Source organism: Gluconacetobacter sacchari (genome assembly GCF_014174255.1).
Taxonomy (GTDB): domain Bacteria; phylum Pseudomonadota; class Alphaproteobacteria; order Acetobacterales; family Acetobacteraceae; genus Gluconacetobacter; species Gluconacetobacter sacchari.
Genome location: NZ_JABEQJ010000007.1, coordinates 36,394 through 60,056 on the forward strand (window position 1 = coordinate 36,394; position 23,663 = coordinate 60,056).

The window sequence follows — 23,663 nt, forward strand, 5'->3', positions numbered from 1 at the left end:
GCCGTCAGGCTCCGGCAGCGAAATCGTCGATCAGGCGGGTCACCTCGACCACGTCCGAGGCTTCCATCACCCGATGGGCCAGACGGCGGCAGTCTTCGAAGGACAGGGCGCGCACCGCGCGCTTGACCCGGGGCACGGCGGAGGCGGTCATCGAGAACGAGCGTAGGCCCAGACCGACCAGCAGCGGAACCACGCGCGGGTCGCCCGCGATCTCGCCGCACAGCGAGATCGGGCGGTATTGCCGCAGCGCGGCCTCGGTCGCGGCCTGGATCAGGCGCAGCACCGCCGGATGGAGCGGGTGATAGAGCGATGCCACATCGGCCGAGGCCCGGTCCACGGCAAGCGTGTACATCGTCAGGTCGTTGGTGCCGATGGCCAGGAATTCGGCCTCCTGCGCCAGCGCGTCACCCATGATGGCGGCGGCCGGGGTTTCGACCATGATGCCCAGCGGCGGCAATGTGTCGCCCAGCGGCACCCCCTTGCGGCGCAGCCTGCGGGCCACGCGATGATAGAGGTCGCGGGCCTCGCGCAGTTCGAGCACGGTCGTGACCATGGGCAGCATGACCCGCACCGGTCCGGCGACGGAAGCCTTGAGGATCGCGGCGAACTGGGTTTCCAGCACGGTGGGGTAGCGCAGCAGCAGGCGCAGCCCGCGCATGCCCAGCGCGGGGTTGATGGTGTCGCCTTCCTGGTTCAGCCCGGCGCGCTCCAGCGCATCGCTGTGCTTCTCGCCGCCCCAGTCGACGACGCGGATCGTGGTGCTGTCACCGGCCATGGTGCCGATGATCTCGGCGTAGATCGCGGCCTGCCGGTCTTCGTCCGGCATGGTCATGGCATTCATGAACAGGAATTCGGTGCGGAGCAGGCCGATGCCCGAGGCGCCGGACTGCGCGATCAGCGGCAGTTCGGCCGGCAGTTCCAGATTGGCCTGCAATTGCAGTTTCTCGCCGCTGGACAGGCGGGCGGGCAGGCGGCGCAGGCGGCCCAGCGCCTGGCGTTCGCGCGCGTGCTCGGCCACGCCGCGCCGGGCGACCGCCAATGTGTCTTCGGTCGGGTCGATCACGACCTGGCCGGTCGTGCCGTCCACCACCATGGTCGCGCCGTCACGCGCGCTGGCGGTCAACCTGTGGGCGGCCAATACCGTGGGGATGCCCAGCGCGCGCAGCATGATGGCGGTGTGGCCGGTCGACCCGCCCTCTTCGGTCGCGACCGCGACGATGCGCGAGGGATCGATCAGCGCCGCGTCGGCGGGACGCAGTTGCTCGGCCACCAGCACCGTGCCCGCGGGCACCGCGCTGAAGGACCGGAACGGCGCACGGCCCAGATTGCGCAGCAGGCGCTGGCCGATTTCGCGAAATTCGCCGGCGCGGCGCTGCGCGGTGGCGGTATCCTCGCCGCCGGCCCCCGCGGCATCGCGCAGCAGGGCCTGCGCCAGGCTTTCGGTTTCTTCACGCACGGCGAGTTCGGCCGTGCGGCCGCCCCGGGTGATCCGGTCGTGAATCCCGCGTTGCAGGCGCGACGGGCCGAGCATCCGACGATAGACTTCGAGCAGCGAGCCGATTTCGATCTGACCATCTTCCGGCAGGATGGCCAGCCGGTCGCGCAGCCTTTCGATCTGGCGCACCGATCGTTCGATCGCCTCGGCCAGCCGCGCCCGTTCATGGTCCGGATCGTCGGCGCGGGCCGTGGGGTCGATATCCGGCGTGGGACTTTCCAGCACCAGCATCGCCGGACCGATGGCGACACCGCCGACCGTCGCATCGCCCATCAGGCGGATTTCGGGGGGAGCTGCGGAACGGGCCGGGCGCCGTCGGCGGCGGGGGGGAACCGGCTCCGGACGATCAGTCGTCTTCATGGAAGCCAGCCTCGATCAGGACCACCAGGGCCTCGATCGCCGCATGGGCATCCCATCCGGTGGCCATCAGCGTCACGGATTCTCCGCGACCGGCCCCCAGCATCATCAGCCCCATGATCGAACGCGCCGATACCGTCTGATCGGCACGCCGGACTTCGACATTGGCATCGAATTGTTCCGCCACCGTCACCAGGCGGGCCGCCGCGCGGGCATGCAGGCCCCGGCGATTGACCATCGTGACCGTTACGGACAGGACATCGGGGTCCTGCGGATCGAGCCCGCCGGGGGACGTGCCGGTGCCGGACACGCGCCGTCAGCCGACCGCTGCCGCCCGCTGCTCGCCCAGCAGGCAACTGCGGGCGCCGCCCAGACATTGCCGCGGCAGGTGCGAGGCGGTGGAGATGTATTTGCGACCGGCGCCCTCGGCCAGGTCGGCGCATTCTTCCAGCGTATGGGCATTGCGGATCTGGGCCAGCTTGACCAGCATCGGCACGTTCACGCCGGCCAGGACCTCGACCCGCGCGTTTTCCATCATGGAGATGGCCAGGTTCGACGGCGTGCTGCCGAACATGTCGGTCAGCAGCAGGACGCCGTCGCCCGTATCGACGCCGGCAATCACCTGTTCCAGGTCCACGCGTCTCAGCACCGGGTCGTCCCCAGCCTCGACATTCAGCGTTGCGAGTTGTTCCTGCGGTCCGACCACATGCTCCATCGCGCGCCTGAGTGTCTCGCCCAACGCGCCGTGGGTAACGAGGACCATTCCGATCATGAAGAATATCGCCCTTCCACGACGTCCGTAACAGGCTCCCTTGGCCGGCTGGCCCATCGCCAGCGATATCTGCCTTGCCGCGCCAGTTCCCGATGCATGACGATAACCGACCATGCACCTTGTCCGTCCGTCCCGTCCGAATGGACATCGGACGGCTCCGGAGCGATGTCAATATGCGACATCTTTCCTGGCCTGTCGCATGTTCCCGCGCATTCCGCAAGACGCTCGGCCAGGGCCTCGACCAGCGTGACCGAGCGGTGCCGGCCGCCGGAGCAGCCGATGGCGATGGTGGCGTATTTCTTGCCCTCGCGCACGAAGCGGGGCAGCACCAACCCCAGCATGCCGCTGATCCGCTCCAGGAAGCGGGGATAGTCCGGGTCGGCGGCGACATAGTCCGCGACCTCGGGGTCCAGGCCGGTTCTGGCCGCCAGGTCCGGGACGTAATAGGGATTGCGCAGGAAGCGGGCGTCGAACACCATGTCGGCCTCGCGCGGCAGGCCGGCGGGAAAGGCGAAGGACATCAGCGCCACGGTCAATCCGCCGCCGGAGCGGTCGCTACGGGGGGCGAACCGGGTCTCGATCACCTGCCGCAGCTCCGGGGGGGGCAGGTCCGAGGTGTCGACGACCATGTCGGCGGCCGCCCGCAAGCGGGCCGTCAGGTCGATTTCCGCCTCGATCCCGTCCTTGACCGCGCCGCGCATCGCCAGCGGATGACGGCGACGGGTGGCGGTATAACGCCGCAGCAGCACGCTTTCCTCGGCGGTTGCGTAGATCAGTTCGGCCTGGAGGTCTGGATTGACGCGCAGGCGCCCCAGCGCGGCCAGGACCGCCGCCGCGTCGAACCCCCGGGTGCGCGAGTCCACGCCGATCGCCACCGGCTGTTCCGCGCGGGTCACGATTTCGTCCAGCATGCCCAGCGGCGGATTGTCGATCACCTCGTATCCCAGATCTTCCAAGATACGCAGGATCGACGATTTTCCCGCACCGGACAGGCCGGTGACCAGCAGGATCCGGCGCGGCGCCGGTACTCCGTCGAGTGAAGAATCCGTCACGGGAAATCCTGGCTGAACAAAAGGCCGGACACCTTCGGGCATCGGGGCGGCCTGCGTGTCGGGCGGGCCCACAATACCGTCCCCCGCATATGGGGCACTGAAAGAGCCGAAATGGGAAGAGGCGTATGGATTACAATTGCTCGAAGGTTAAAATCTTGCAACGACCGGCCAGAGCGTCAAGGGCCAGGTTGACCCGCGCCACGGCCGAGGGCAATGCCGGGTCCAGCCGGATTTCCGGCAGGCCGGTCAGCGGGTCGTGCGCCGGGACCGGCAGGCGGTCGGGCCTGTCTTCCGGCCTGACCAGACGCGCGACCAGGACCGCGCGGGCCGCCGCCACGAAGGGCAGGCGGGCGATGCCGAGTCCGCGGACCTCGATCAACCCGGCCAGCGCGGGGGGTGCCGAGGCCTGGTCGCCCGCCAGATCGACACGATCGTCGGCCACCAGATCATAGCCCGCGTCCACCAGGCGCAGCAGCAGGTCCGACTTGCCGATGCCCGACGGGCCGAGCAGCAGGACCCCCCGCCCGTCGCGCGCCGCGCAACTCGCATGGACCTGAACCTTTGGTGGGCGTAACCGTTCCATATCCGTTTCAGTGCGCCCCAGGGTTGAAATTTACCGTAAACTGAATATGACGTTTTCGTTATTTTATGTCCGACTTGGGAGAGCGCGCACGGCATGACGGACCAGGAGATCCATGTGCGGCACCTGATCGGCATCGATCCACGAACCGAGGCGGAGCCGCCCGGTCTGATGGAACAATGCCGGCTGGCTCTGGACCGTGGCGCCCGTGCCCTGGCGCGCGACGGCTACCGGCTGGAGGATGTGACGCGAATCATCTTCCTGCTGCGCGATACCGACGGGTTTCCGTCCTGCTTTCCGCTGCTGCGCGAGGCGTTCGGAGCGGGCCGGCCCGGAACCACCCTGCGGCTTGTCACGGGATTCGACACGCCCGGAGCCCAGATCGAGATCGAACTCGTGGTCGACCCCCGGCAGGGCTGAGTCTGGGAGCCGGGTGAAACCGACAGGCCAGAACATGTCCGGGCAGGCCCCTAGCGCCGCTGCTGGAGAATGCTGGCGAGCGTGAAGAGGCGGCGGGCGGTTTCGTCGTCCATGTCGATCTTGTCGCGCAGACGTTCGACCATCAGCGCCGCGCCGTCATTATGCAGGCCGCGCCGCCCCATATCGATCGCGCGGACGCGCATCGTGTTGCCCTCGCGCACCGCCTCGTCAAAACTGTCGACCAGCAGGACGTAATCCTTGATCAGGCGGCGGAACGGCGTCAGCGAGATCCGGTAGATGCGCAACGGCCGGTCATGCGCGTCGCGCACATCGAAGACCAGCCCGTTGGTCTGAACCGACAGATGCAGGATGAACGGGCCGGCCAGCCCCTCGGGCACGAAGCGGGCCGTCTGTTGCAGGTCGGCGATCGCCTGGCTGACGTCGTTCTGTCGCGCCCGGCTGTTGGTCAGCGCGTTCTCGATATCTTCGAGCACGACGCGCGCCAGTAGAGTGGGGCCGGTCGTTCCGCCGTCTTGCGCCGGGTTGTCGTGTAATGGATTCACTGCCCCCCCCCTTCGTCCTGTCCCGCCTTGCTCCCGTAGCGGGACTCCGTGTCACGCCATGGTATATCGGGCGTGTCCCCGGCACGAGGGGATTGCAAGACAACGCTCCGATCGTCGTCCGGCTTCCGGACCGGGCCGTTTCAGATTTCAATCACAAGTGAGTGAGACCGAATCCGGAGGGGAAAAAAGGGTGCGAAACCGCATGCCCGGTTCGACAGCGAGCATTCCCGAGGTCGAACCGGGTACGATTGCGGCCGGTCAGAGCAGCGATTGCGACCGGCTGAGCACCATGTTGCAGACTTTCTGCGTCACCTGCTGCTTGATACCCTGCCCCGCCGAAGCGAGCGAGAAGCTCTTGCCGTTCCCGACGTCCAGCAGACCACGCTGCCCGGCCTGGTAGGCGCTGTCGCCCTGGCCGCTGATCCCAGCCTTCTGCCCCAATGCGCTCATGACCGGCGAAGCGGTGCTGGCGCCCAGGAAATTGTTCTGCACGCAATAGCCCAGCAGCCCGACCAGATTGCTGGATCCGGCGGAGGAAACCGAGGGCAAGCCCATCGCGCCCCCCATCAGGCCCTGCCCCATGTCCGACATGCCGGGCATCGAGGGCATCTGGGCGCGTGCGGAGCGTGACCCGGAAAGCGAGGCCGCAGCCATCACGGCCGCAAACGACAAGGCAACGAAATGATTATTCACGCATCTCATCCTTTTTTTCGCTCTCCGTCACGCATAACCTGTGGATGTGGCCAGAATATGAATGAAGACGCCGAAACAGGCGAATAAAATCCACCCGGCCGGTCAGAATCCCGCATTGGCGGCCAAGGTATAATAAAGCTGGCGGACCAGCGGCGTGAGCAGGTACTGGATCAGCAGCAGCAGCACCAGCGGACTGAAATCCATATTGCCGGTGACGGGCAGGATACGGCGGATCGGCCGCAGTGCGGGTTCGGTCAGCCGATCCAGGAACCGGCCGATCGACCAGACGATCTGGTTGCGGGTATCCAGGACACCGAATGCGTACAAAAAGCTGAACACGCAGGAAAGGATGACCACCCATGTATAAAGCCTGATGATATTGAACAGCAGGCCGAAGATAAGCGTGAGCAACGTGATGATCCCTACGTTGGACGGGCCGCAAGTGTATCGAAGCCTTTCGGCGCATACAACACTGGCCGGGGCCAATCATGCTTGACAAACATCCAGCACCCGCTATTTATCCACCCCGTCGGGCAGTGGGGCTGTAGCTCAGTTGGGAGAGCGCCTCGTTCGCAATGAGGAGGTCAGGGGTTCGATTCCCCTCAGCTCCACCACTTGCCTTGATATTTCCTTGATTTTTATGATGAACATACTCCGGTTCGTCGGATGTCCGGTGCGGGATGACGTTTATCCTGCCTCGTCGGCCGGTATCAGCAGTTCCGGCCCGTTCTGCCTTGCATTATTGACCCGGGGCCCGACCCGCCAGGCCCTTACCGTGTCGTCCGGTGCCGGGGCCAGCAATCCTTCCGCTATCGCGGGCGGGGCGCTGAACCATGTATCGCGATCCTGTTCGGCGATGATGACGGGCATCCGGTCGTGAATGGGGCGGGTTGCCGCGTTGGCCTGCGTGGTGACGATGGCGAAGCTGCGCAGGATGTCGCCTTCATATTCCCAGGATTCCCAGATTGCGGCCAGCGCCAGCGGTTTGCCGTCGCATCGGGCGAATGCCCAGGGCTGCCTGGGGGATGGGCCGGATTGCCATTCGTAATAGGCCGTTGCCGGTACCAGGCAGCGACGCGAGCGAAAGGCGGCGCGGAACATGCCGGAGGTGGCGACGGTTTCCGCCCTTGCGTTGATCGGCTGCCGGCCCATGTCATGCGCCCAGTTGGGGACCAGCCCCCATAACAGCAGATCCAGCCGGAGATCGAGGCTGACCGGGTGGCGGCGCACCACCGCCGCCGGCTGGCGAGGCGCGATGTTCCATGAGGGCAGCCAGTCGGGCGCGGAGCCGACGGCGATATGGAAGGCCTGCCGCATGCGCTCCAGCGACAGGCTATTGGCGAAGCGCCCGCACATCGTTCAGTCGGATGGGGACGCCGGGTCGAGCGTGACCGACCAGGAGCCGTGCCAGTCCTCGCCCGGGTCGATATGCAGCAGGCCGGGCTTGTTCGTAAAATCGCCGGAAAAGCCTTGGGGTGTCGTAAAGCCGTACCAGGGTTCGATGCACAGGAAATCCGCGCCCGGCCTGGTCCACAGGCCCAGTTCGCGAAAGCCTTCCCATGCCACCGTCACGCCGGTGCCGTCCGGTGCGTGAAAACGCACGCTGCGGCTGGCCGGCGCATCCATGATCACGGCGTCGTCGATGAACAGATCGTCGGACAGGGCCAATGTCCGTCCGGTGATCGGTGTGGGAAAAAACTGGGGCTGGAGCTGGCCACCGGCAATCCGCCGGATCGGCGCGGGTTCGGGCCGTTCGAAAGTCAGCACATGGTCCTGCTTCGCCACGCCCTGTCGCTGCGGCCAGGCAAAGGCCGGGTGCGCGCCCAGCGAGGCTGGCAAGATCCGCGTCGGGTCGGGATTATGCAGGTGGTAGCGCACATGCAGCGTATCGCCTTCGGCCTGATAATCCAGCGCCAGGACGAAGCGGAACGGAAAAATCGTGTGGCTTTCTGAATCGTCCGTCAGGACCAGCGTGCATCCGTCCGCGCGGCGATCCTGCCATGCGAAGGCCCGGTCACGTGCGAAACCGTGCTGGGTCATGTGAAAGGGCCGGCCATCGATCCAGGCGGTGTCGTCCGGCAGGCGGCCGACGATGGGAAACAGCACCGGCGAGCGCCGGGGCCAAGCCGGCAAACCGGTCCACAGACGCTCCTGCCCCGCCGCGTCGGTCAGCGACTGCAATTCCGCGCCGTGTCCGGCAACGCTTGCCGTGATCCGGCCTGAGCCGAAGACATGATCCGTCATTGCATTCTCCCCTGTGCCAACACATTTTTTTTAAAATCAGAACGGACGGACAATCACCATGATCACCGCAACCGCCATCAGGATGGTCGGAATTTCATTTGCCGCGCGATAGAAATTTTCCGGCCGGGTGTTCCTGTCCTCGGCGAAGTCGCGCCGCCAGCGGGCGCATGCGCCGTGAAAGCCGGCCAGACCCAGCACGGAGACAAGTTTGAGATACCACCAGCCGGCATGCCAATCGACGGTGCCGGGTGTCAGCGCCAGCAGAATGCCGAACAGGACTGTACTGATCATGGCGGGATTCATGATCTGGCGCAGCAATTTGCGCTCCATCACCTGGAACCGCGCGCTCTCGGCGGAACCGGGCCGGGTCTGGCAGTGATAGACGAACAGGCGCGGCAGGTAGAACATGCCCGACATCCACGCGATCAGCGACATCACGTGCAGCGCCTTGAACCAGGCCAGCCAGGGCAGGAATCCGGTGATCAAGGCCGCCCCCCATACTCTGCCTGGGCTGCCTGGATGCGCTCCAGGAACGGGGCGAATTCCGACAGGTGCCCGATCCGGAACAGGCCCGGCCAGTCCGGCGCCGGCAGATCGAGCGGGCGCAGCAGCACGCAGGCCATGCCGGCGGCCCGCGCGGCGCTGGCGCCGGTGTCGGTATCTTCCAGCACGATGCATTCGTCCGCCGGCACGCCTTCGGTTTCCGCCGCGTGGAGATAGACGGCCGGATCGGGCTTCGGCTTGCCCATGTCACGGGCCGAATGGACCCGGTCGGCCACGAACCGGTCCAGGCCGGTGCGGGCGAATTTCACGTCCATCTCGGCGATCGAGGAATTGGAGCCGACCCGCATCGGCAGGTCGAGCCCGATCACCGCCGTCAGCATGTCGTGCGCCCCGTCGATGACGCGCGCCTCCTCCCGCATCAGATCGACCAGCTTGTATTGCACGATCGTCGCCCAGTCGTCGGGCAGCTTGCGGCCGGTCTGTGCCTCCGCCTCGGTCTTGATGCGGGTCAGGGCGCGTCCGGCCAGGTGCCGCACCGCCTCCTCGTCATCGTATTCCAGGCCGATCTGGCGCAGTTCCCGTGCCACCAGCCGACAGGACGGTCCCTCGCTGTCGATCAGCACGCCGTCGCAATCGAAAATCACCAGGCGGAGACACCCATCCGGACGAACGGCCTTGGGGAGTGCTGCGGGATTCATTGCCCGATCTCCCGGACCGTCTTGACCAGTTCGCCGACATGGTCGGGTGGCGTGGCCGGCACCACGCCGTGGCCGAGATTGAAGACATGCGGCCGGCCTTTCATCGCGTCGCGAATGGCGCGTGCTTCCTGCCTCATCGTGTCGCCGCCCGCCAGCAGCAGCAACGGGTCGAGATTGCCCTGGACCGTCACATTGCCGGGCAGCAGATGGCTCATGGCCGTCATGTCGGCGCCGGTATCCAGCGCGAGGACCCGCACGCCGGTCTCGCGCGCATACTCCGTCGCCATCACGCCGGCCAGGCGCGGGAAGCCGATCACCGGCACCCCTGGCCGACGGGCATGGATTTCCTGCACGATGGCGCGGGTCGGTGCGATGACGTGACGGCGGAACTGACTGGGCGGCAGCAGGCCCGACCAACTGTCGAACAGCATCACCGCCTCGGCCCCCGCATCGATCTGCGCCACCAGCATCGCGGCCGTGGTTTCGGTCAGGCGAGCCATCAGGCGGTCGAACAGCAGCGGATCGGCATAGGCCATGCCGCGCGTCGCCTCGAATTCCCGCGATCCATGGCCTTCGACCATGTAGCACGCCACCGTGAACGGCGCGCCGGCGAAGCCCAGCAGCGTGGTGCGGCCGCCCTGCGCCGCGCCGATCGTCTCCGGCCCGTCCAGGATGGCGCGCAGGCGGGTCAGTGTTTCCATCACCGGCGCCGTGGCCTCGGGCACCCGCCGGGGATCCAGGCGATCGAGATCGGCCTGGCTACGGATCGGCCCCAGTACCGGCCCGGTGCCGTTCACGAATTCCAGCGACTGGCCCATCGCCCACGGCAGGATCAGGATGTCGGAGAACAGGATCGCCCCGTCCATGGCGTAGCGTCGGATCGGTTGCAGGGTGATCTCGGTCGCCAGATCGGGTGTCATGCACCGGGTGATGAAATCCGCCTGATCGCGCAGGGCCCTGAATTCCGGCAGGTAGCGACCGGCCTGGCGCATCAGCCAGAGCGGCGGCGGCCAGACGGCCTCGCCCTGGAGGACCCGCAGGAGGGGTTTGCCTGTATCCGTCATCGCCTGTCCGCCGTCAGATCGTTCATCGCGGGACTATCCCGTACTTTCGTCGTGGATGACAGGACCGGCCGACAAGGTCCGGTACGCCGTCACCAGATTTCGGGACCAACCTCTAAACATGAAATAAGAAGAAAGAAATGCTGAGGGGGTAGATAGGGCCTGTGGATGACGGGGTACCCGCATTTCCAAAAACGTACCCCGTCTTTCCCACAGGGTGTACAGTTTCATTCACACCCGGATTCATGCGGTTAGGCGAGTTATCCCGAAGATGCCGACATGGGGCTGTGTACAACCCACCGTGTCGGTGCCTGTGAGGGTTGTCCACGGTACTCGGTACGATCAAGAAGCGTATGGAGTACTATCCCCATGTACCCCAGTACTCGTTCGGCCCGATCACAGGGTTTCTTTTTTTCAGTACGGAGAGCCAGCGCATGAGCGACTCGTCATTAGTACTAATCGCGACTCTTCTACAGGCCGAGTCGCCCCGGATAGTACTTGCCAGCCAGTCGGCGACCCGGCGCAACCTGCTGGAACAGGCGGGACTCCGCGTCGAAACCCGGCCGGCCCGCATCGACGAGGCGATGGTGCGGGAGTCGGCATTCGCCGAGGGCCGGTCGGCTGGCGAGTGCGCGCTGCTGCTTGCCGAACTCAAGGCGCGGCGTGTTTTGGAGCCCGATTGCGTGGTGATCGGTGCCGACCAGATCCTGGAATGCGATGGGGCGTGGTTCGAAAAACCCGTCGATCGCGCGGGGGCGCGGGCCCAGTTGCTGGACCTGCGCGGGCGGGAGCACAGTCTGCACTGCGCGGTGGTGGTGATGCGCGGCGGGCAGGTGATCTGGCGGCACGTCGCCCGGCCGGAACTGACCATGCGGCGATTTTCCGAATCGTTTCTCGATGCCTATCTGGATGTGGAAGGCGATGCCGTTCTGTCTTCGGTCGGGGCCTATCGGCTGGAAGGGCCGGGTATTCACCTGTTCGAACGGGTGACGGGCGAGCATGCCGCCATTCTTGGCTTGCCCATGCTGTCGCTGTTGGGGTTCCTGCGTCAGCATGGGGTGGTCGGGGCGTAGGGATTTCCGTTCTTTTTTGAAAAAAAGAACCAAAAACTTTGATTTGGTCGGGAGCTTTGTGCCTGGGGCAGATGATGTTCCTGAATGAATGAAAGTCTTTTTGCTTCTTTTTCTTCAGAAAAAGAAGGGACCTTTCCCGACGTGGCAGTGGTGGGAAAAATATCCCCGGCCAGGGCTTGCCAAGGAAACGGGGCGCGGCTATACCCCGCCCACCCGCACGTCGCCAAGACGGCGCGGGCCGGTTGGACGGGGCCATAGCTCAGTTGGGAGAGCGCCTGAATGGCATTCAGGAGGTCGTCGGTTCGATTCCGATTGGCTCCACCAGTCCCAACCTACAAATTTCCAAAATCAGCAGGTTGGCGAACAGGTGCGGTTGGGTCCTCCGGACTCAATCCGGACTCTTTCGCTGCCGTTTGAGTGGGCGGGCCTCCCCCAGGCTATTCACGACCCGCCCCCAAAAAAAGTTCTCAGAATTTCGCGGCGAAACATGAAGTGGGGGAACACGGTCCACATCGATAGGGGGCTCAGGTTTCGACCCCCCTACCCCTGGTCAAGCGCTGTGGCGGTGCTCGCAATGCAACGTGAAGCTATGCACTTATGGCATGGCAATCGGTGGATCTTCCTTCACGATGCCTTGGCTTCTTTCCACCCATGCCCAAAAAAGGTGTTCCGGGTGTTCTAGGTGTTCCAACCCTTATTTATTATTATTTATCATATGGTTATAAGGAACACCTTTCTGAAAGAAGCTGGAACACCATTCCCAAAGGTGTTCCAGCGGTAGAGCATGAATTGGCGGTTTTCCGCCATTATCGGCGAGAGATCAGTGGTTGGTCATGCCTCCGAGCGGGCGACTATCAGCCTGTCAGGCCGTCCGATAGACATGCAAACGTTGCATGTCTCGGCGTCTGTCGCTGTCCGCCTGCACCCATATTGGGTTCGAAATCCGGGAAAAAACCTTGTGCCGCCCGCAGCACCCGCGCTCAGTCGGCTGCGCCTTCCAGGACACGATAGACACTGGCCCGGCCAATGCCGAGCTGTCGGGCTATCTCGGATGCCCCAACGCCCTGACCGTGGAGCGAACGCACGCGCTCGACATCGATCGATGCCTTACGGCCTTTATAGACGCCCCGTTCCTTGGCGGCGGCTATACCCTCAAGCTGCCGTTCGCGGCGGAGATTCGTCTCGAACTCGGCGAACACACCCAGCATGTCGAGAAACGCCTTGCCGGCGGAGGTCGTGGTATCCACCGGCTGTTCGGTGCAGCGCAGGGCCGCCCCCTTCGTGCGCAGCTCAATGACGATAGCTTGTAAATCAGCGATCGAGCGCGCCAGGCGGTCGATTCTCGTCACGACCAACGTGTCACCCTCGCGGATGAAGTCGAGCAGGATACGAAGCTCGGTCCGCCCTTTGGTCGAGGTGCCAGATGCTTTCTCAGACCGGATCGTCGTGCAGCCGGCGGCGGCGAGCGCGTCGTGCTGGATGGCAAGGTCCTGATCGGTGGTCGAGACCCGCGCATATCCATATGTTGTGCTCATGATCGCCTCGAATGTCTCATTAGGGTTAAGACATTCCTGTTATGGCGTCTTATATGGTGAAACACAACCCTAATGAGACAGGAAAATCCTCACGTTTCGAAATGCTATGAGACGCCTCGTTGAGGTATACTCAAATAAGACAGTCTAAAGCCATGCGTTCAGAGCATGGCGATGACGGTAGAGCGGTGGCCGATCTACCGATCCCCCTCATCAGATCCAAGAATGGCTGCCGCCACCTCATAGGCCCGCACCTTCTTGTGTCCAGGTGGCGAGATCAGGGCCGCCATCTTGCCGTCCCGACCGGGCAGCAGAAATCCGCGTTCAACCAGGACGGCCTTGGCACTCCGTTGGTTCAGCCCTGATAGGGCTTCGGCCATGCCTTCGCTCAGCAGGAAGAAGCGCCAGGTGGACCGTTCATCGGCTTCCTTGATCCATCGCTTCCAGCCAGCGCGATTCTGCGTACGGAACCTCTCGCCTGGCGGCAGGTCCGAAGCCTCGACCTGTTGCCCCTCCGGCTTGTCGTTATCGACCCAACGCTCGAACCGGGCCTCTCCATGTTTCGAGATGAAGTCGCGGAGCTGCTGCACCGCCTGTTCTTCTTCGCGCCGGCCGGCGGTACCGCGTTCGGTCAACCAGGCCGTGAAGCACAAGCCGGCCATGACGCCGGGCACGTCGTCCTCCCACCCAGTCAGGCCGAATTGGGTGGCCAGCTCACCGCCGACCGCGACCATAGCAAATCGGGCAGCTACGCTACGCACCTGTCCGGATGCCGCCGGATAGTCCTTCAGCCAGCTTTCGGCCAAATCTGCGATGCGCGCGCGCAGGCGGAGGCGCAATTCGTCCTCGCTCTCCCGTGTCATCGTATCTGTGAGCTGGCGCAGGAAGGCCCGTAGCGGCGCGCCGTAAGTCCGGCCGGTGGCGGCCCGGAGATAGCGGGCGAAGGCGTCGGGCGTGTCCTCATGATGCAGGTATTCGAACAGGCCCATGCCCTCTCCGGCATCCGCCGGTAGGTCGGCAAACCGCACCTCCTGACCGGCCTTGGTCGTCTTACCCGCCTCGCGGTTCAGATCCGACAGGCCCAGTTCACCCGTGGAGAGGAACAGAATACGAAACCGGGCCACGTTCCGCGCCCCGCCGGTTCGGGTCGATCGTGCCTTTCCCTGCCCGTTCGATAACAGATAGGCGATCTCCCCCGCCTCGCGCGGATCGAGCTGCCCCATTTCGTCCAGGGGGAGCAGCACGTCGCATGATGCAAGGGCGGTGCTTTCGATGCCGTTCGAGGTCGAGCGCCAGGACCGAATATAACCGCCAGCTCCATTCTGACCCGTGCCGCCGCAGACGGACGCGGCGACCCGGAGCGCCGTGCTCTTACCGACCCGGCTGTCACCCTTGAACGAAATCCCACCGCCTTCCTCGCCCAGAAGCCCGAGCAACGGCGCCGCGAAGGCGCAGGACGCGGCGAACACCAGGCGCGAGTTCTTCGCGCACATGGCGCCGATCTCCCTACGCCAGTCTTCGACCGTGCCTGCCACTCCGAACAACGACGCTTCCCGATCCGTCGTTTGCAAGACGACACGTTCGCCCGCTTCGCCGATCGTCTCATCCGGCAGGACGAAGGCGGACCGCCCGCCAAAGGTGTGCCAGCCAATCCGCGTCACGCTCCGCGCCCGGTCCATGCTGGTCAGGCTCGACAACCATTCGAGGAAAGCAGCCTTTGCCGCCGTGCCGGCGCCCAGCGTCAGGCCGCCATCAGCCAGCCGGCTCCTGATCTCATTGCCGTCGCCCGCAAAGAGCGCACGTGGAAATGCCTCATCATGGCGCTTGCCGTCCCGGTCATGCCAGGCGAGCAGCAGGCCCCAATTCTGGCCTTCTTCGTCCCGAGACTCCGCCAGGACATCGACCGGCCCGCAGATGAAGACCAGTTCCTTATCGCCTTTGCGCCGCCAAATCCCGCTGTCCAGGTAACGGAACCGCCGGTCTTCGCTCTCCGGTGCCGCCGCACCCGATGCTGTCGCCTGCTCCGGCCGGAACTGGACCACCTTGCCGTTCTCGATGCCGTCGCGCACGGCCTTGCGGCCGCCTTTGCCCTTACCTTCGCTCATATGGTCTCATCTTGCAGGACATCGTTCCAGTCCCGCCCTTCTGTTTCGGGCATAGCGAGGCGCACGGCGCGCCCCTGGGACAGGAACCATTGGCAGGCGGTATCGAGCGCCCGCCGTGCGGCAGGATTGCCAGAATCATTGTCGGCGGCGAGGATCACCGTGCCGATGGCGGCCGGTAGCTGGACCCGCGCCATGTTCGCCAGGGAAACCGCGCACAAAACCCGCCGCTCCGGGCAGGCCACCGCCACCGACAAAGCGGTTTCGATCCCCTCCGCCAGCACCACCGTCTCGCCAGCCGGAGACGCTGCCAGCGGCTTACCTGATGCGCCACGCCATAGACGGATGCAGCCGCCGGCATAGGAACCGAGCGTCATCTTGGCGTCCCGCAGCGGTGCTTTGCCCCAGCCGCCGGATGGCAGCGGTGCCAACCAGGTGCGATGAACAGCCACCATGGCGCCATCGGGCGCGCAGATCGCCGCGACCATTGCCGGCCACGCCCGGCGGCTTTCGCCATTCCAGAGATCGGGATGAAAGCGCAATGCCCCCGGCGCGCGGCCGAGTTCAGCCAGATCGACGCCCCGGCCGGCCAGATACGCGGCCACCGGCGAACCGGCCTTGACCGGCATCCCGGCCAGCCAGAGCTTACGGGCCGCGCCCCGCCGGGCCTGGGCATCCGCGTCGGTTTCGGTGGGGCGCGCCGCCGGCGGTGGGCGGCGCACTGTCGGGGCCGCCGGATTATCGTCCAGCCCCAGCCACCGCGTGGCCCAGCGCATCGCCTCCCGCCGATCGCCGGCGTAGAGGACGGCCGCGACCAGATCGAGAGCATCGCCCCGTTCACCCGAACTGAAATCCGCCCATACACCGGATCGTGTCCCGCCCAGGTGGACGGCGAGCGATTGCCCGCGTTCACCCGCCAGCGATCCGCACCGCCATTCTGTCCCGTCACGCCGGCCGTTCGGTAACAGCTCGCGCACCAGCGTGGGTGCCCGTTCGGCCAGCAGGCGGGCAAGAGTGGCGGCGCTGTGCCTCATGATGCCAGGGCCTCACGAAGGCGGATGACGGGAGTATTTTGGTCTTCCCATTCGACGGTGGCATGGCCTGCAAGCACAGCGCCGGCGGCCATATCGAACGTGGTTGCGCCGTGCATGATCGCTGACCAGTCATGGCGATCCACCCAGTCGAGGATGGGACGAAGCACGCTTTCCGCCTCGATGGCGGCACGGAACGACGTAAGGACCGGCTCCATGAAGACATGCCGCGTGTCTGCCGGGATACCTCCCTTGTTCACAAGGAACGTATTGTAGAACGCCCAAGCCTGATCCAGGGGAGACCACAAATCATGTCGCGTGGAGAGGAGTGATACAGAAGAGCGCGTTATCCATGGGCGGCCTGCCCATCCCATCCACGCAATATCACTTTCGACATGAAACCTTCCCATGCTGAATTCACTGATTGAGCAAAGGAAGTTCTCGGTTGGTTCCCAATTTTTGCCTTCAAACCAAATGGTTCCATCACCCTGATCGAGCAGCCTCAATTCGGTGACATCCACATTGGGAAATCCCGTTGTCACCATAGGGAGAGATGAATGGCCCGTCATGCCGCGATCCTCCGCATTTCGCGCTGGATCGCGCCCATGGTCAGGCCCGAGAGACCGGCGACCAATGTTCTGACCGCCCTGTCCCGGCCTTCCGCTGTTTCGACCAGCACGGGCCAGTTCAGTTCCTCCAGCCATAGATCGAGCCGACATGGCAGCGGTTCGTCCCGGAAGGCTGTCAGATCGGCCGCAATCCCGCGGTGGGAGGGCCGCAGATCGTGCAGCACGATCCGGCCGACCTGTTCAATAGTCGCCGCCTCCGGTGGTTGCCGGAACGCCACCCGCAGCGCCGCCAGGGCGCTCGAGAGCGGGCGGCGCACCAGACCCTTGAGCGCCACCATATAAGCGGCACCGCTGCCGGTTACCGCCGCTTTGCCCAGGCGATCGAGGCCGGCGACGGTATCCAGGAAGGCCGCGACCGGTTCGGACCAGAGCCAGAGCATATTGAGGTCGAAGGAGTGCAGGCTGAGCGGCAGACTATGCCGCCGCAGCGCCCGGTCCGGCATCGCCGCCGGGTCGGCGAGCAGGTCGCGCATAACCCGGACAGCCCTGCCGAGCAGGGAGGCATCGAAGGATGATGCGTCCATGTCGCAATGAGGCGCCGGGCCTGTCGTGAGCGCCACCGCCATCATTGCCCACCGCCGATGCGACGCACCGTCGCTTCGCTGGTCGAGCGCACGGACCGGCTGGCGATCCAGCTTTGCAAATCCGCCACCGCATAACCAATCCGGCGATCGGACAGGCGCACGAAGGGCGGTCCGGAACCATCCAGCCTTTTTCCCTGCAATGTGCGGGGCGCCATATTCAGCATCGCGGCGGCTTCCCCTTCCGAGACGACGAGGCGCACCGGGGCTGCCGTCGATCGGGTTTCAACAACCGAGTTCGTGTGATCCACGATCATCATCCGTTCTGAGCATTTGCGGACGCGGGATGCGCCCGAACGATGCCAAGATGTGCGGGTGGGCCGCCCTATGTCAGCCGATATGGCCGATTATGATTTTTCGGTATTATCGGCGGATATATCGGCGGCCACTTCGTGAAGGATCGCCCGGATCTGGCTATCACTGAGTGTGAACCCCTCCCCCTCGAGCCTTTCCGCTAACTCCCTTTCTCGATCGGCAAGAGTATCCCCAGGATCCTGGTGGAAGCCTGCCCCATGATGCAGGAGCATCTCATGTGCAATTTCTCTTGCTCGCGTGCCCGCATGCGATCGGGGCCGCCCACGCTTCGCCTGTGACACTGCTACGACTGCTGCCGTCGCTTTTCCTTGGTTATTACTGGCGGTGGGGGTAGCACCGATGCGCGAGCGTTCCATCTCCGCACTGGTCGTGGAAATCCTGATGTTTCTGACGATCACCTTGCCGTCACGAACCGCGTCATCACCCCATGCGAACAGTTCGGCATATGTCCACATCTCTGCCGGCAGCGCGACGGGCACCAGATGATTGCCCCCGCCTTCCGGAAAGCCCGTCGCGACCAGCTCGCCCGCTGCCAGTTTGTCCCGCAGGCGGCGGTTCAACTCCGCACGGAGCCGGTCCGCCTCGATCCGTAGCTTCGGCGTGTAGGCAGTGACGATAGGGAGCGCAATAAACCCCCGTTCTTCCAGGGACAGCAGCCGTTCGACCATCTCGCGGTCCCCGAATGCGCGCTCCGCGTCATCGACGGATAGAGGGCCACTCCGGGCTTTCTCATGCAGTTCCGTCAGTCGCGCCGAGAGGGGCGGCGTTTCGTCTTCATCCATTTCCGCCCCACGACGGCCGCCCCCACGTATGATCGGGTGCGGCGCGGCGGGCCAGTCGTGGGGTCCCGGCGTTCGGCGGCCAAACCTAGCCGCGCCGGCGCTGAGCATCGCGCCGCTGGACAGCCGCCGCAAGCACAAAGACGGAACATCGCCGGCATGGCGGTGGGGGCGCATCAGATCGTCGGGGCGGCAATCATCTGTCCGCTGCCATGTCATTGATGATGGCGCAGCGTTGTTCAATCTGATGGCCGGCCCACGATACCGCGCAGCCCAGTGCGGAGAAATCGGCTTCGCTGGGTGAGCCGATCGTCTGCGCTGCCGCGTTTCCTGCCCACCGCAGGAGGGTGGCGAGGCTGGACAGATCATTGCTCACGCGCTCGATATTCTCGATGTGCTGAGCTGAATAGACGAACTTCCGCTTCATGAGCCGACCTCCATTCGCAGCAGGTCGGCGCAGAGGGACCAGGCCAGAGATTTCTGCACATCAATATCGGACGGCGGTTCGGAGGGCGGCATCATGGTTCCGTCCCGCCTGGTCCATTTCCTTTCGTCAATTTCGCGCATCAGGACGCGGGCTTTGGCTTGCAGACCGGACAGGCCATGTGCTGGCAGGTTGGCAACCCGTTCGGCATGCGCCCATATCCGGTCAATGGTCGCCTCCTGGTCCGCCATGAGCGCCGGCGGTGGGATCACCATACGGGTGGCCGGGTGGGTTTCCGAAGCCAGATAGGCGGCGAAATATCCCGCTGCCTCGGCCACCAGCATATCATCCGACCCCGCCGGGGCAGGCCGGGCAGATGCAGGCCTGAGCGGCCCGACAGCGGTGGCGACGGAGGCAATGCACCCCGACATGAGGTGCCGGCGGGACGGCACGATTGCGCCCAGGCCGGTCCTCGGGCGATGGCGGCCATCGTGGTGGAGGGCGGTCATCGCACTGTCTCCACCGCATAGGCATGGCCGGAGGCCACGGGATCGGAGGTGCCCAGGCCGACGACGGCCAGGGCGATCAAGAAGGGAACGATCAGCGCCACCAGGATATGGGCGCGTGGCTCCGCTGCCCGCGTGGACGCGGGTGTGCTATGGGCGTTCTCAGCCATTGCCGAACCTCAGCTTCGGTTGTGGTCAGGCTGGCTTCGGTGTTGGCGCACCGCTGTCAGCCGCTTTTGATTGGCAAAATGCCCAACCTCAATTAGGGTGATTGATCTAGGTTGTCACGTCAATCAAAAAGATTGAGGCTTGTGGAGATAACAACAGCACAATGCCGTGGCGCTCGCGCCATGCTCGGCATTAGCCAAACGGAACTCGCCGCAGCGGCCGCTGTTTCGCGGCAGACGGTGGTGGATTTTGAGCGTGGCGCACGTACGCCCTATCCGAACAATCTGACAGCCATTCGTGCGGCCCTTGAAGCCGCCGGCGTCGAATTCATCCCGGAAAACGGAGGTGGAGCGGGTGTAAGGCTGAAGAGGGGCGCGTACACTGTCCAGGCGGCGCCCGGCGGGAGCGATCCTGACGATTTGAAGGCCGGGAAGGCAGAAGTTTAGGCATATGGCGGTCGAGAAGGCACCTAACCTCGGGCAAATTGTCCTGTGTGATTTCAGCGCGGGTTTCAAAGAGCCAGAAATGGTGAAGCGCCGCCCGGTGGTTGTCATCAGCCCCCCGATATCCTGGCGCCCGGGCTTATGCACCGTCGTTGCCCTCAGCACCACGCCCCCCGATCCGGCCCGCCCCTATCATTGTCGGCTGGTGCTCGATCCGCTTCCGCCCAGCCCTTGGGATAGCCCGGAAGTATGGGTGAAGGCCGACCTTATCATGACCGTGGGGTTTCACCGGCTGGATTTGATCCGGTGCGGACGCAATCCAGCCAGCGGGAAAAGGCAGTATTATACGAAATGCCTTTCGAAAGAGCAGCTTGCAACCGTCAGGAAATGTGTCCTGCATGGGCTGGGGCTTTTCGGATTGACAAAGCACCTTTGACGCACAAATAAACCATTGTGCGCTGCTCTCCAGCCGCAAGGCGGATCAGCATCTAAGACCCCGTAAGGGGCCGCTGTACAACCGGGTCATAACAAGCCTATGTGCAGCGCGGAGCAAGGGCCGGCCCTCGGGTCGGCCCTTTGTCGTCTCTGGCACCTCCATGCTGAAATGGGATGCGACCCTGTTTCAACTATCTGGAATTTCCGGAGAGTTCAGACCGAGGGCGCGCAGGCCCAAGGCGGACTGAAGGGCGAAGATCATCCATCCGACGGGTGATGCGATGACGGCGCGATGGGAACATGGTCCAGAAAGGCCGCAGGAAGGCCGGAGCGGGCCATGGCGCGGTTCTGCGCTACCCGGCGTTCGTTTGCGCGTGCAACCCCTTCCTGCGCCGTCTGTAGCCGGCTGGTGAGGTGTTCGATGGCGTCCTGCCGCATATCCAGCATTTCGGGCCGCCAGATCGTGCGTTCGCGGGCCAGACAGGCTTCGGCTTCCAGCAGCTCGGCCGCGATCCGGTCCCGTTCGGCTTCGGCGTCCAGGCATGCTTGCTCTGCCCGCGCCAGGACCGTTCGTGCGGCGTGGACGATCCGCCAGGCGAGCAGGAGTTCCAGCAGCGTCGTGGTCTCGCCAGCGGCCAGACGGGCCAGATTGAGGTCGGGCCGCAGGATACCGGGCGGCACGCCCAGCATGGCCGCCACCGTCTCGACATGCCGACGCGGGACACGCTTCCACTCACTGACTGACTGGGGCGTGATGGCACCACAGGCCGCCGCGATTTGGCTGATGTCCCCCCACCGCCGGAAGATCGGATACCCCATCATCAGGCGCCACGGCGCTTCGGGGCCACGTTGCCTAGGGGGATTCGGAGGCGCTGACTGGCGGGCTGCGCTGGACATGAGCCCGTTGTCGCAAACCCGAGGCGCGGTGGTGCATGGCCATCGGTGGTGGGCAGGGCGTTATTCAGGAGCGGGGCCAACACAACCTGTAAGAAAGCCTTACAGGTTCGGCAGGGGCGGCTCCCGCTCAGGGTAAAGGACACAGGCATCCAGCAGGGCGACGAAGGCCATGTGGCTCAGTAACCCATGCCGAGTTCCTGAGCCTCCGCAGCCAGCGCATCCATGGCGTCATCCGAGGTCGTGTTGCGGGCTTCCATGTAGGCCAGGAGGTCCTGCAACTGGATGCGGCGGTGCGTCCCGACCTTCTTGAAGGGCAGTTTGTCCTGTTCCAGCAGGCTGACCAGATAGGGACGCGACACATTCAGCAGGTCCGCCGCCTGTTGGGTTGTCAGCTCGGCATGCCGGGGCATGACCGCGACCGACCGTCCTTCGGCGAGTTGGGCCATCATGTCCGTCAGAAGCCGGACGGCGGCTGCCGGCAGGACGAAGGTCTGCCGTTCACCCGTATCCGCCTGGGCATCCACCTGAACGCAACCATTGCCGCTGAGCTTGGCCAGGGCGCGACTGGCTTCCTGCGCCGCCAGGCGGTCGGCATCCGACACAAATCCGGGCTCTACAGCCTTCAGCATAGACATCGCCATGGTTCATCCCCTCCGGCCTCATGTATGGGTCAAATTGGCCTAAACGCAATAAACGAAAGAGCGATGAAGGATAGCGTTTCATCACCCGTCGCTGCCCAGGTCATGGCCGCAACGGCACCACATTGTCGGCCGTGCCACTGGCGGTTCCCGCCGATACGGCCAGCACATGCCGCGCCCAGCTATCCAGCGCCGCCGCCCGCTCGGCTTCGAATTCGTGACGCTGGTAGACCGCCGCCACGCCCTTGATGGCTCCACCCACATGGTTCAGCACGCGATCGGCGACATGGTGACCGATCCCCAGGCGCGCCATGACCGTCACCCCGGTCCGCCGCAAGTCATGCAACCGCCAATCCGGCCCTGGCGTGGGCTGGGCTTCTTTTCCCGCTGGGGTGTCCTCTGCTGCCGCCATCGCCTTTTGCAGCCGCACCTTGGCTTTGGAGAAGCCACTGATGGGCGTCCGGCCATTCGTGGTGAAGACATAGGGTGACAGAGAGCCGGTCTTCGGATCGGTCTGCCTGGGCAGGTCAGCAAGGACACGCCGGGCGGCTTCCGAGAGATGGACGATATGCGCCCGACCGTTCTTCGCCCGCGCGGCCGGCAACGTCCAGGTGGTCAGGTCAGGGTCCAGTTCGGCCCAGGTCATGGCTGCCACTTCGTCGCGGCGTTGCAGCGTCAGGGTCAGCAGGTGGACGAATGGGCCGAACGGGTAAGGCAGCCGGCCGGCGGCATTCCACAATGTCGCCAACTCCAGGTCCGTCAGCACGCGGTCGCGTGAAACCTCTTCGCCTTCCACGATCACGCTGGCGAAGACGTTGGCCGACACGAACTGCCGCTTCTGCGCCCAGGTGAACATGGCGCGCCCGTAGGCATGGAGCCGGCGAGCCATGATTGGGTGAGCTGACGCGATGTCATCCAGGCGCGCTTGGATTTCCCCCGTGGCGATTGAGCGGGCGGGGCGATTCTTCATGACAGCGAAGGCCGATAGCAGCCTGTCCGGCGCATCCTTGCGGTAGGAGGCGCTCTTCTCGCGTAGGGCCCCATCCCGCCATCGTTCGACCAATACCCGGAAGGTCAGGGCGTCGGCGGCGGTCTCAGCCTTCTGGCGCACTCGCTCTTCCTTTGCGGCCAGGGCGAGGGCCTTTCTTTCCCCAGCTGGATCGCCCCCTTCCCTCGCCCGGCCACGCGCGGCCTCGGCCATCTTCCGGGCCTGGGGCGGTGTCAATTCGCCGTATGGACCCAGGACCATGCGCCTGACGCGCCCGGCGAACCGATATTGGAACAGGATGACCTTTGATCCTGTCTCGGTCACCCGGACCGCGAACCCAGGCAGCGAATCGTCCATGAACATGGCGTCCCGCTTCCCCGGCGGGCAGGCCAAGGCGTCGATTTCCCGTTTTGTCAGCTTCATGCGACCGCCCGGAACACCTTGGAACACCTTTCAAAACCAAAGGTGTTCCGGTGTTCCTTGGAAAAAACACAATAAATACAATATATTACTATGTGTGGAACACCTAGAACACCTAGAACACCTATATTTAAGTGTTCCCCATATTCATTCATACGAGGGGCCTCCGCGTCGGTTTTCCGGACTCAATCCGGACTCATTTGAAAGCGTAATCCCGGCGATTCGTTGCATCTGGTTGCGTGAACCACCTTGGCAACCCATTG

The 23,663-nt window shown here is 64.5% G+C and carries 30 protein-coding genes and 2 tRNA genes; 6 read left to right on the top strand and 26 right to left on the bottom strand.

Going from position 1 to position 23,663, the window contains the following annotated elements; translation table 11 throughout:
• Positions 1 to 4 precede the first annotated feature (4 nt).
• From ptsP to HLH48_RS07035, 5 genes are all read right to left on the bottom strand, one after another.
• Positions 5 to 1,855 (bottom strand): phosphoenolpyruvate--protein phosphotransferase, encoded by a 1,851-nt coding sequence (gene ptsP / locus HLH48_RS07015; RefSeq protein WP_182996786.1) that lies wholly within the window; start codon positions 1,853 to 1,855, stop codon positions 5 to 7.
• Positions 1,842 to 2,162, bottom strand: coding sequence for an HPr family phosphocarrier protein (locus HLH48_RS07020; protein WP_182996787.1), 321 nt, complete (start codon positions 2,160 to 2,162; stop codon positions 1,842 to 1,844). The genes ptsP and HLH48_RS07020 overlap by 14 nt, the downstream gene beginning before the upstream one ends.
• A gap of 6 nt (positions 2,163 to 2,168) precedes the next feature.
• Complete coding sequence (locus tag HLH48_RS07025; protein WP_182996788.1) at positions 2,169 to 2,624, bottom strand: PTS sugar transporter subunit IIA; 456 nt, start codon at positions 2,622 to 2,624, stop codon at positions 2,169 to 2,171.
• Complete coding sequence (gene rapZ, locus HLH48_RS07030) at positions 2,621 to 3,676, bottom strand: RNase adapter RapZ (protein WP_264812737.1); 1,056 nt, start codon at positions 3,674 to 3,676, stop codon at positions 2,621 to 2,623. The genes HLH48_RS07025 and rapZ overlap by 4 nt, the downstream gene beginning before the upstream one ends.
• A 130-nt stretch (positions 3,677 to 3,806) precedes the next feature.
• Complete coding sequence (locus HLH48_RS07035; RefSeq protein ID WP_182996790.1) at positions 3,807 to 4,259, bottom strand: HPr kinase/phosphorylase; 453 nt, start codon at positions 4,257 to 4,259, stop codon at positions 3,807 to 3,809.
• Between the two features lie 93 nt (positions 4,260 to 4,352).
• Here HLH48_RS07035 and HLH48_RS07040 point away from each other — a divergent pair, with 93 nt between their 5' ends.
• The gene (locus tag HLH48_RS07040) at positions 4,353 to 4,676 is read left to right on the top strand and encodes a RidA family protein (protein ID WP_182996791.1); all 324 of its coding nucleotides are present in this window, start codon (positions 4,353 to 4,355) and stop codon (positions 4,674 to 4,676) included.
• 50 nt (positions 4,677 to 4,726) lie between these two features.
• Here the strand turns inward: HLH48_RS07040 and HLH48_RS07045 are convergent, their stop codons facing one another.
• The 3 genes from HLH48_RS07045 to HLH48_RS07055 form a co-directional block, all read right to left on the bottom strand.
• Positions 4,727 to 5,239 (bottom strand): UPF0262 family protein, encoded by a 513-nt coding sequence (locus HLH48_RS07045; RefSeq protein ID WP_264812738.1) that lies wholly within the window; start codon positions 5,237 to 5,239, stop codon positions 4,727 to 4,729.
• Between the two features lie 258 nt (positions 5,240 to 5,497).
• The gene (locus HLH48_RS07050) at positions 5,498 to 5,941 is read right to left on the bottom strand and encodes a YjjA family protein (protein ID WP_182996792.1); all 444 of its coding nucleotides are present in this window, start codon (positions 5,939 to 5,941) and stop codon (positions 5,498 to 5,500) included.
• Positions 5,942 to 6,034: 93 nt separating this feature from the next.
• Positions 6,035 to 6,343: a YggT family protein gene (locus tag HLH48_RS07055; protein ID WP_182996793.1), complete on the bottom strand. Its 309-nt coding sequence runs from the start codon at positions 6,341 to 6,343 to the stop codon at positions 6,035 to 6,037.
• Between the two features lie 127 nt (positions 6,344 to 6,470).
• Here HLH48_RS07055 and HLH48_RS07060 point away from each other — a divergent pair.
• Positions 6,471 to 6,546, top strand: a tRNA-Ala gene (locus HLH48_RS07060).
• Positions 6,547 to 6,619: 73 nt separating this feature from the next.
• Here HLH48_RS07060 and HLH48_RS07065 read toward each other — a convergent pair.
• The 5 genes from HLH48_RS07065 to hemE are packed head-to-tail and all read right to left on the bottom strand — an operon-like array spanning position 6,620 to position 10,442.
• Positions 6,620 to 7,288, bottom strand: a complete 669-nt coding sequence (locus HLH48_RS07065) for an SOS response-associated peptidase (RefSeq protein WP_182996794.1) — start codon at positions 7,286 to 7,288, stop codon at positions 6,620 to 6,622.
• A 3-nt stretch (positions 7,289 to 7,291) separates the two neighbouring features.
• Complete coding sequence (locus HLH48_RS07070; RefSeq protein ID WP_182996795.1) at positions 7,292 to 8,176, bottom strand: aldose 1-epimerase family protein; 885 nt, start codon at positions 8,174 to 8,176, stop codon at positions 7,292 to 7,294.
• Positions 8,177 to 8,212: 36 nt separating this feature from the next.
• A complete protein-coding gene (gene hemJ, locus HLH48_RS07075; RefSeq protein ID WP_182996796.1) occupies positions 8,213 to 8,662 on the bottom strand; it encodes a protoporphyrinogen oxidase HemJ in 450 nt (149 codons plus the stop codon).
• Positions 8,659 to 9,378: an HAD family hydrolase gene (locus HLH48_RS07080; protein WP_182996797.1), complete on the bottom strand. Its 720-nt coding sequence runs from the start codon at positions 9,376 to 9,378 to the stop codon at positions 8,659 to 8,661. The genes hemJ and HLH48_RS07080 overlap by 4 nt, the downstream gene beginning before the upstream one ends.
• Entirely contained in the window at positions 9,375 to 10,442 is a 1,068-nt protein-coding gene (hemE, locus tag HLH48_RS07085) for a uroporphyrinogen decarboxylase (RefSeq protein ID WP_182996798.1), read from the bottom strand. Before hemE ends, HLH48_RS07080 begins: the two co-directional genes overlap by 4 nt.
• Positions 10,443 to 10,873: 431 nt before the next feature.
• Here hemE and HLH48_RS07090 point away from each other — a divergent pair, with 431 nt between their 5' ends.
• Complete coding sequence (locus HLH48_RS07090) at positions 10,874 to 11,512, top strand: Maf family protein (protein WP_246387083.1); 639 nt, start codon at positions 10,874 to 10,876, stop codon at positions 11,510 to 11,512.
• Positions 11,513 to 11,760: 248 nt separating this feature from the next.
• A tRNA-Ala gene (locus HLH48_RS07095) sits at positions 11,761 to 11,836 on the top strand.
• A gap of 656 nt (positions 11,837 to 12,492) precedes the next feature.
• Here HLH48_RS07095 and HLH48_RS07100 read toward each other — a convergent pair.
• From HLH48_RS07100 to HLH48_RS07145, 10 genes are all read right to left on the bottom strand, one after another.
• Positions 12,493 to 13,047 carry a recombinase family protein gene (locus tag HLH48_RS07100; protein WP_182996800.1) on the bottom strand — a complete coding sequence of 185 codons (555 nt, stop codon included), beginning with the start codon at positions 13,045 to 13,047 and terminating at the stop codon, positions 12,493 to 12,495.
• A 194-nt stretch (positions 13,048 to 13,241) separates the two neighbouring features.
• A complete protein-coding gene (locus HLH48_RS07105; RefSeq protein ID WP_182996801.1) occupies positions 13,242 to 15,149 on the bottom strand; it encodes a DUF927 domain-containing protein in 1,908 nt (635 codons plus the stop codon).
• On the bottom strand, positions 15,146 to 16,180 hold the full coding sequence (locus HLH48_RS07110) for a DUF7146 domain-containing protein (protein ID WP_220795029.1): 1,035 nt from the start codon (positions 16,178 to 16,180) through the stop codon (positions 15,146 to 15,148). Before HLH48_RS07110 ends, HLH48_RS07105 begins: the two co-directional genes overlap by 4 nt.
• Positions 16,177 to 16,746, bottom strand: coding sequence for a hypothetical protein (locus HLH48_RS07115; RefSeq protein WP_182996802.1), 570 nt, complete (start codon positions 16,744 to 16,746; stop codon positions 16,177 to 16,179). The genes HLH48_RS07110 and HLH48_RS07115 overlap by 4 nt, the downstream gene beginning before the upstream one ends.
• A complete protein-coding gene (locus HLH48_RS07120; RefSeq protein ID WP_182996803.1) occupies positions 16,743 to 17,375 on the bottom strand; it encodes a hypothetical protein in 633 nt (210 codons plus the stop codon). Before HLH48_RS07120 ends, HLH48_RS07115 begins: the two co-directional genes overlap by 4 nt.
• The gene (locus HLH48_RS07125) at positions 17,372 to 17,647 is read right to left on the bottom strand and encodes a helix-turn-helix transcriptional regulator (protein WP_246387086.1); all 276 of its coding nucleotides are present in this window, start codon (positions 17,645 to 17,647) and stop codon (positions 17,372 to 17,374) included. Before HLH48_RS07125 ends, HLH48_RS07120 begins: the two co-directional genes overlap by 4 nt.
• 87 nt (positions 17,648 to 17,734) lie before the next feature.
• Positions 17,735 to 18,484 carry a hypothetical protein gene (locus tag HLH48_RS07130; protein ID WP_182996804.1) on the bottom strand — a complete coding sequence of 250 codons (750 nt, stop codon included), beginning with the start codon at positions 18,482 to 18,484 and terminating at the stop codon, positions 17,735 to 17,737.
• 193 nt (positions 18,485 to 18,677) lie between these two features.
• Complete coding sequence (locus HLH48_RS07135) at positions 18,678 to 18,908, bottom strand: hypothetical protein (RefSeq protein ID WP_182996805.1); 231 nt, start codon at positions 18,906 to 18,908, stop codon at positions 18,678 to 18,680.
• Positions 18,905 to 19,249, bottom strand: coding sequence for a hypothetical protein (locus HLH48_RS07140; protein ID WP_182996806.1), 345 nt, complete (start codon positions 19,247 to 19,249; stop codon positions 18,905 to 18,907). Before HLH48_RS07140 ends, HLH48_RS07135 begins: the two co-directional genes overlap by 4 nt.
• Before the next feature lie 161 nt (positions 19,250 to 19,410).
• The gene (locus HLH48_RS07145; protein ID WP_182996807.1) at positions 19,411 to 19,581 is read right to left on the bottom strand and encodes a hypothetical protein; all 171 of its coding nucleotides are present in this window, start codon (positions 19,579 to 19,581) and stop codon (positions 19,411 to 19,413) included.
• A 180-nt stretch (positions 19,582 to 19,761) separates the two neighbouring features.
• Here HLH48_RS07145 and HLH48_RS07150 point away from each other — a divergent pair, with 180 nt between their 5' ends.
• Complete coding sequence (locus tag HLH48_RS07150; protein WP_182996808.1) at positions 19,762 to 20,025, top strand: helix-turn-helix domain-containing protein; 264 nt, start codon at positions 19,762 to 19,764, stop codon at positions 20,023 to 20,025.
• 4 nt (positions 20,026 to 20,029) lie between these two features.
• Positions 20,030 to 20,458, top strand: a complete 429-nt coding sequence (locus HLH48_RS07155; RefSeq protein ID WP_182996809.1) for a type II toxin-antitoxin system PemK/MazF family toxin — start codon at positions 20,030 to 20,032, stop codon at positions 20,456 to 20,458.
• A gap of 257 nt (positions 20,459 to 20,715) precedes the next feature.
• Here the strand turns inward: HLH48_RS07155 and HLH48_RS07160 are convergent, their stop codons facing one another.
• From HLH48_RS07160 to HLH48_RS07170, 3 genes are all read right to left on the bottom strand, one after another.
• A complete protein-coding gene (locus HLH48_RS07160; RefSeq protein WP_182996810.1) occupies positions 20,716 to 21,279 on the bottom strand; it encodes a hypothetical protein in 564 nt (187 codons plus the stop codon).
• 251 nt (positions 21,280 to 21,530) lie between these two features.
• Positions 21,531 to 21,995 (bottom strand): helix-turn-helix domain-containing protein, encoded by a 465-nt coding sequence (locus HLH48_RS07165; protein WP_220795030.1) that lies wholly within the window; start codon positions 21,993 to 21,995, stop codon positions 21,531 to 21,533.
• A 100-nt stretch (positions 21,996 to 22,095) separates the two neighbouring features.
• Entirely contained in the window at positions 22,096 to 23,403 is a 1,308-nt protein-coding gene (locus HLH48_RS07170) for a tyrosine-type recombinase/integrase (RefSeq protein WP_182996811.1), read from the bottom strand.
• Positions 23,404 to 23,663 lie beyond the last annotated feature (260 nt).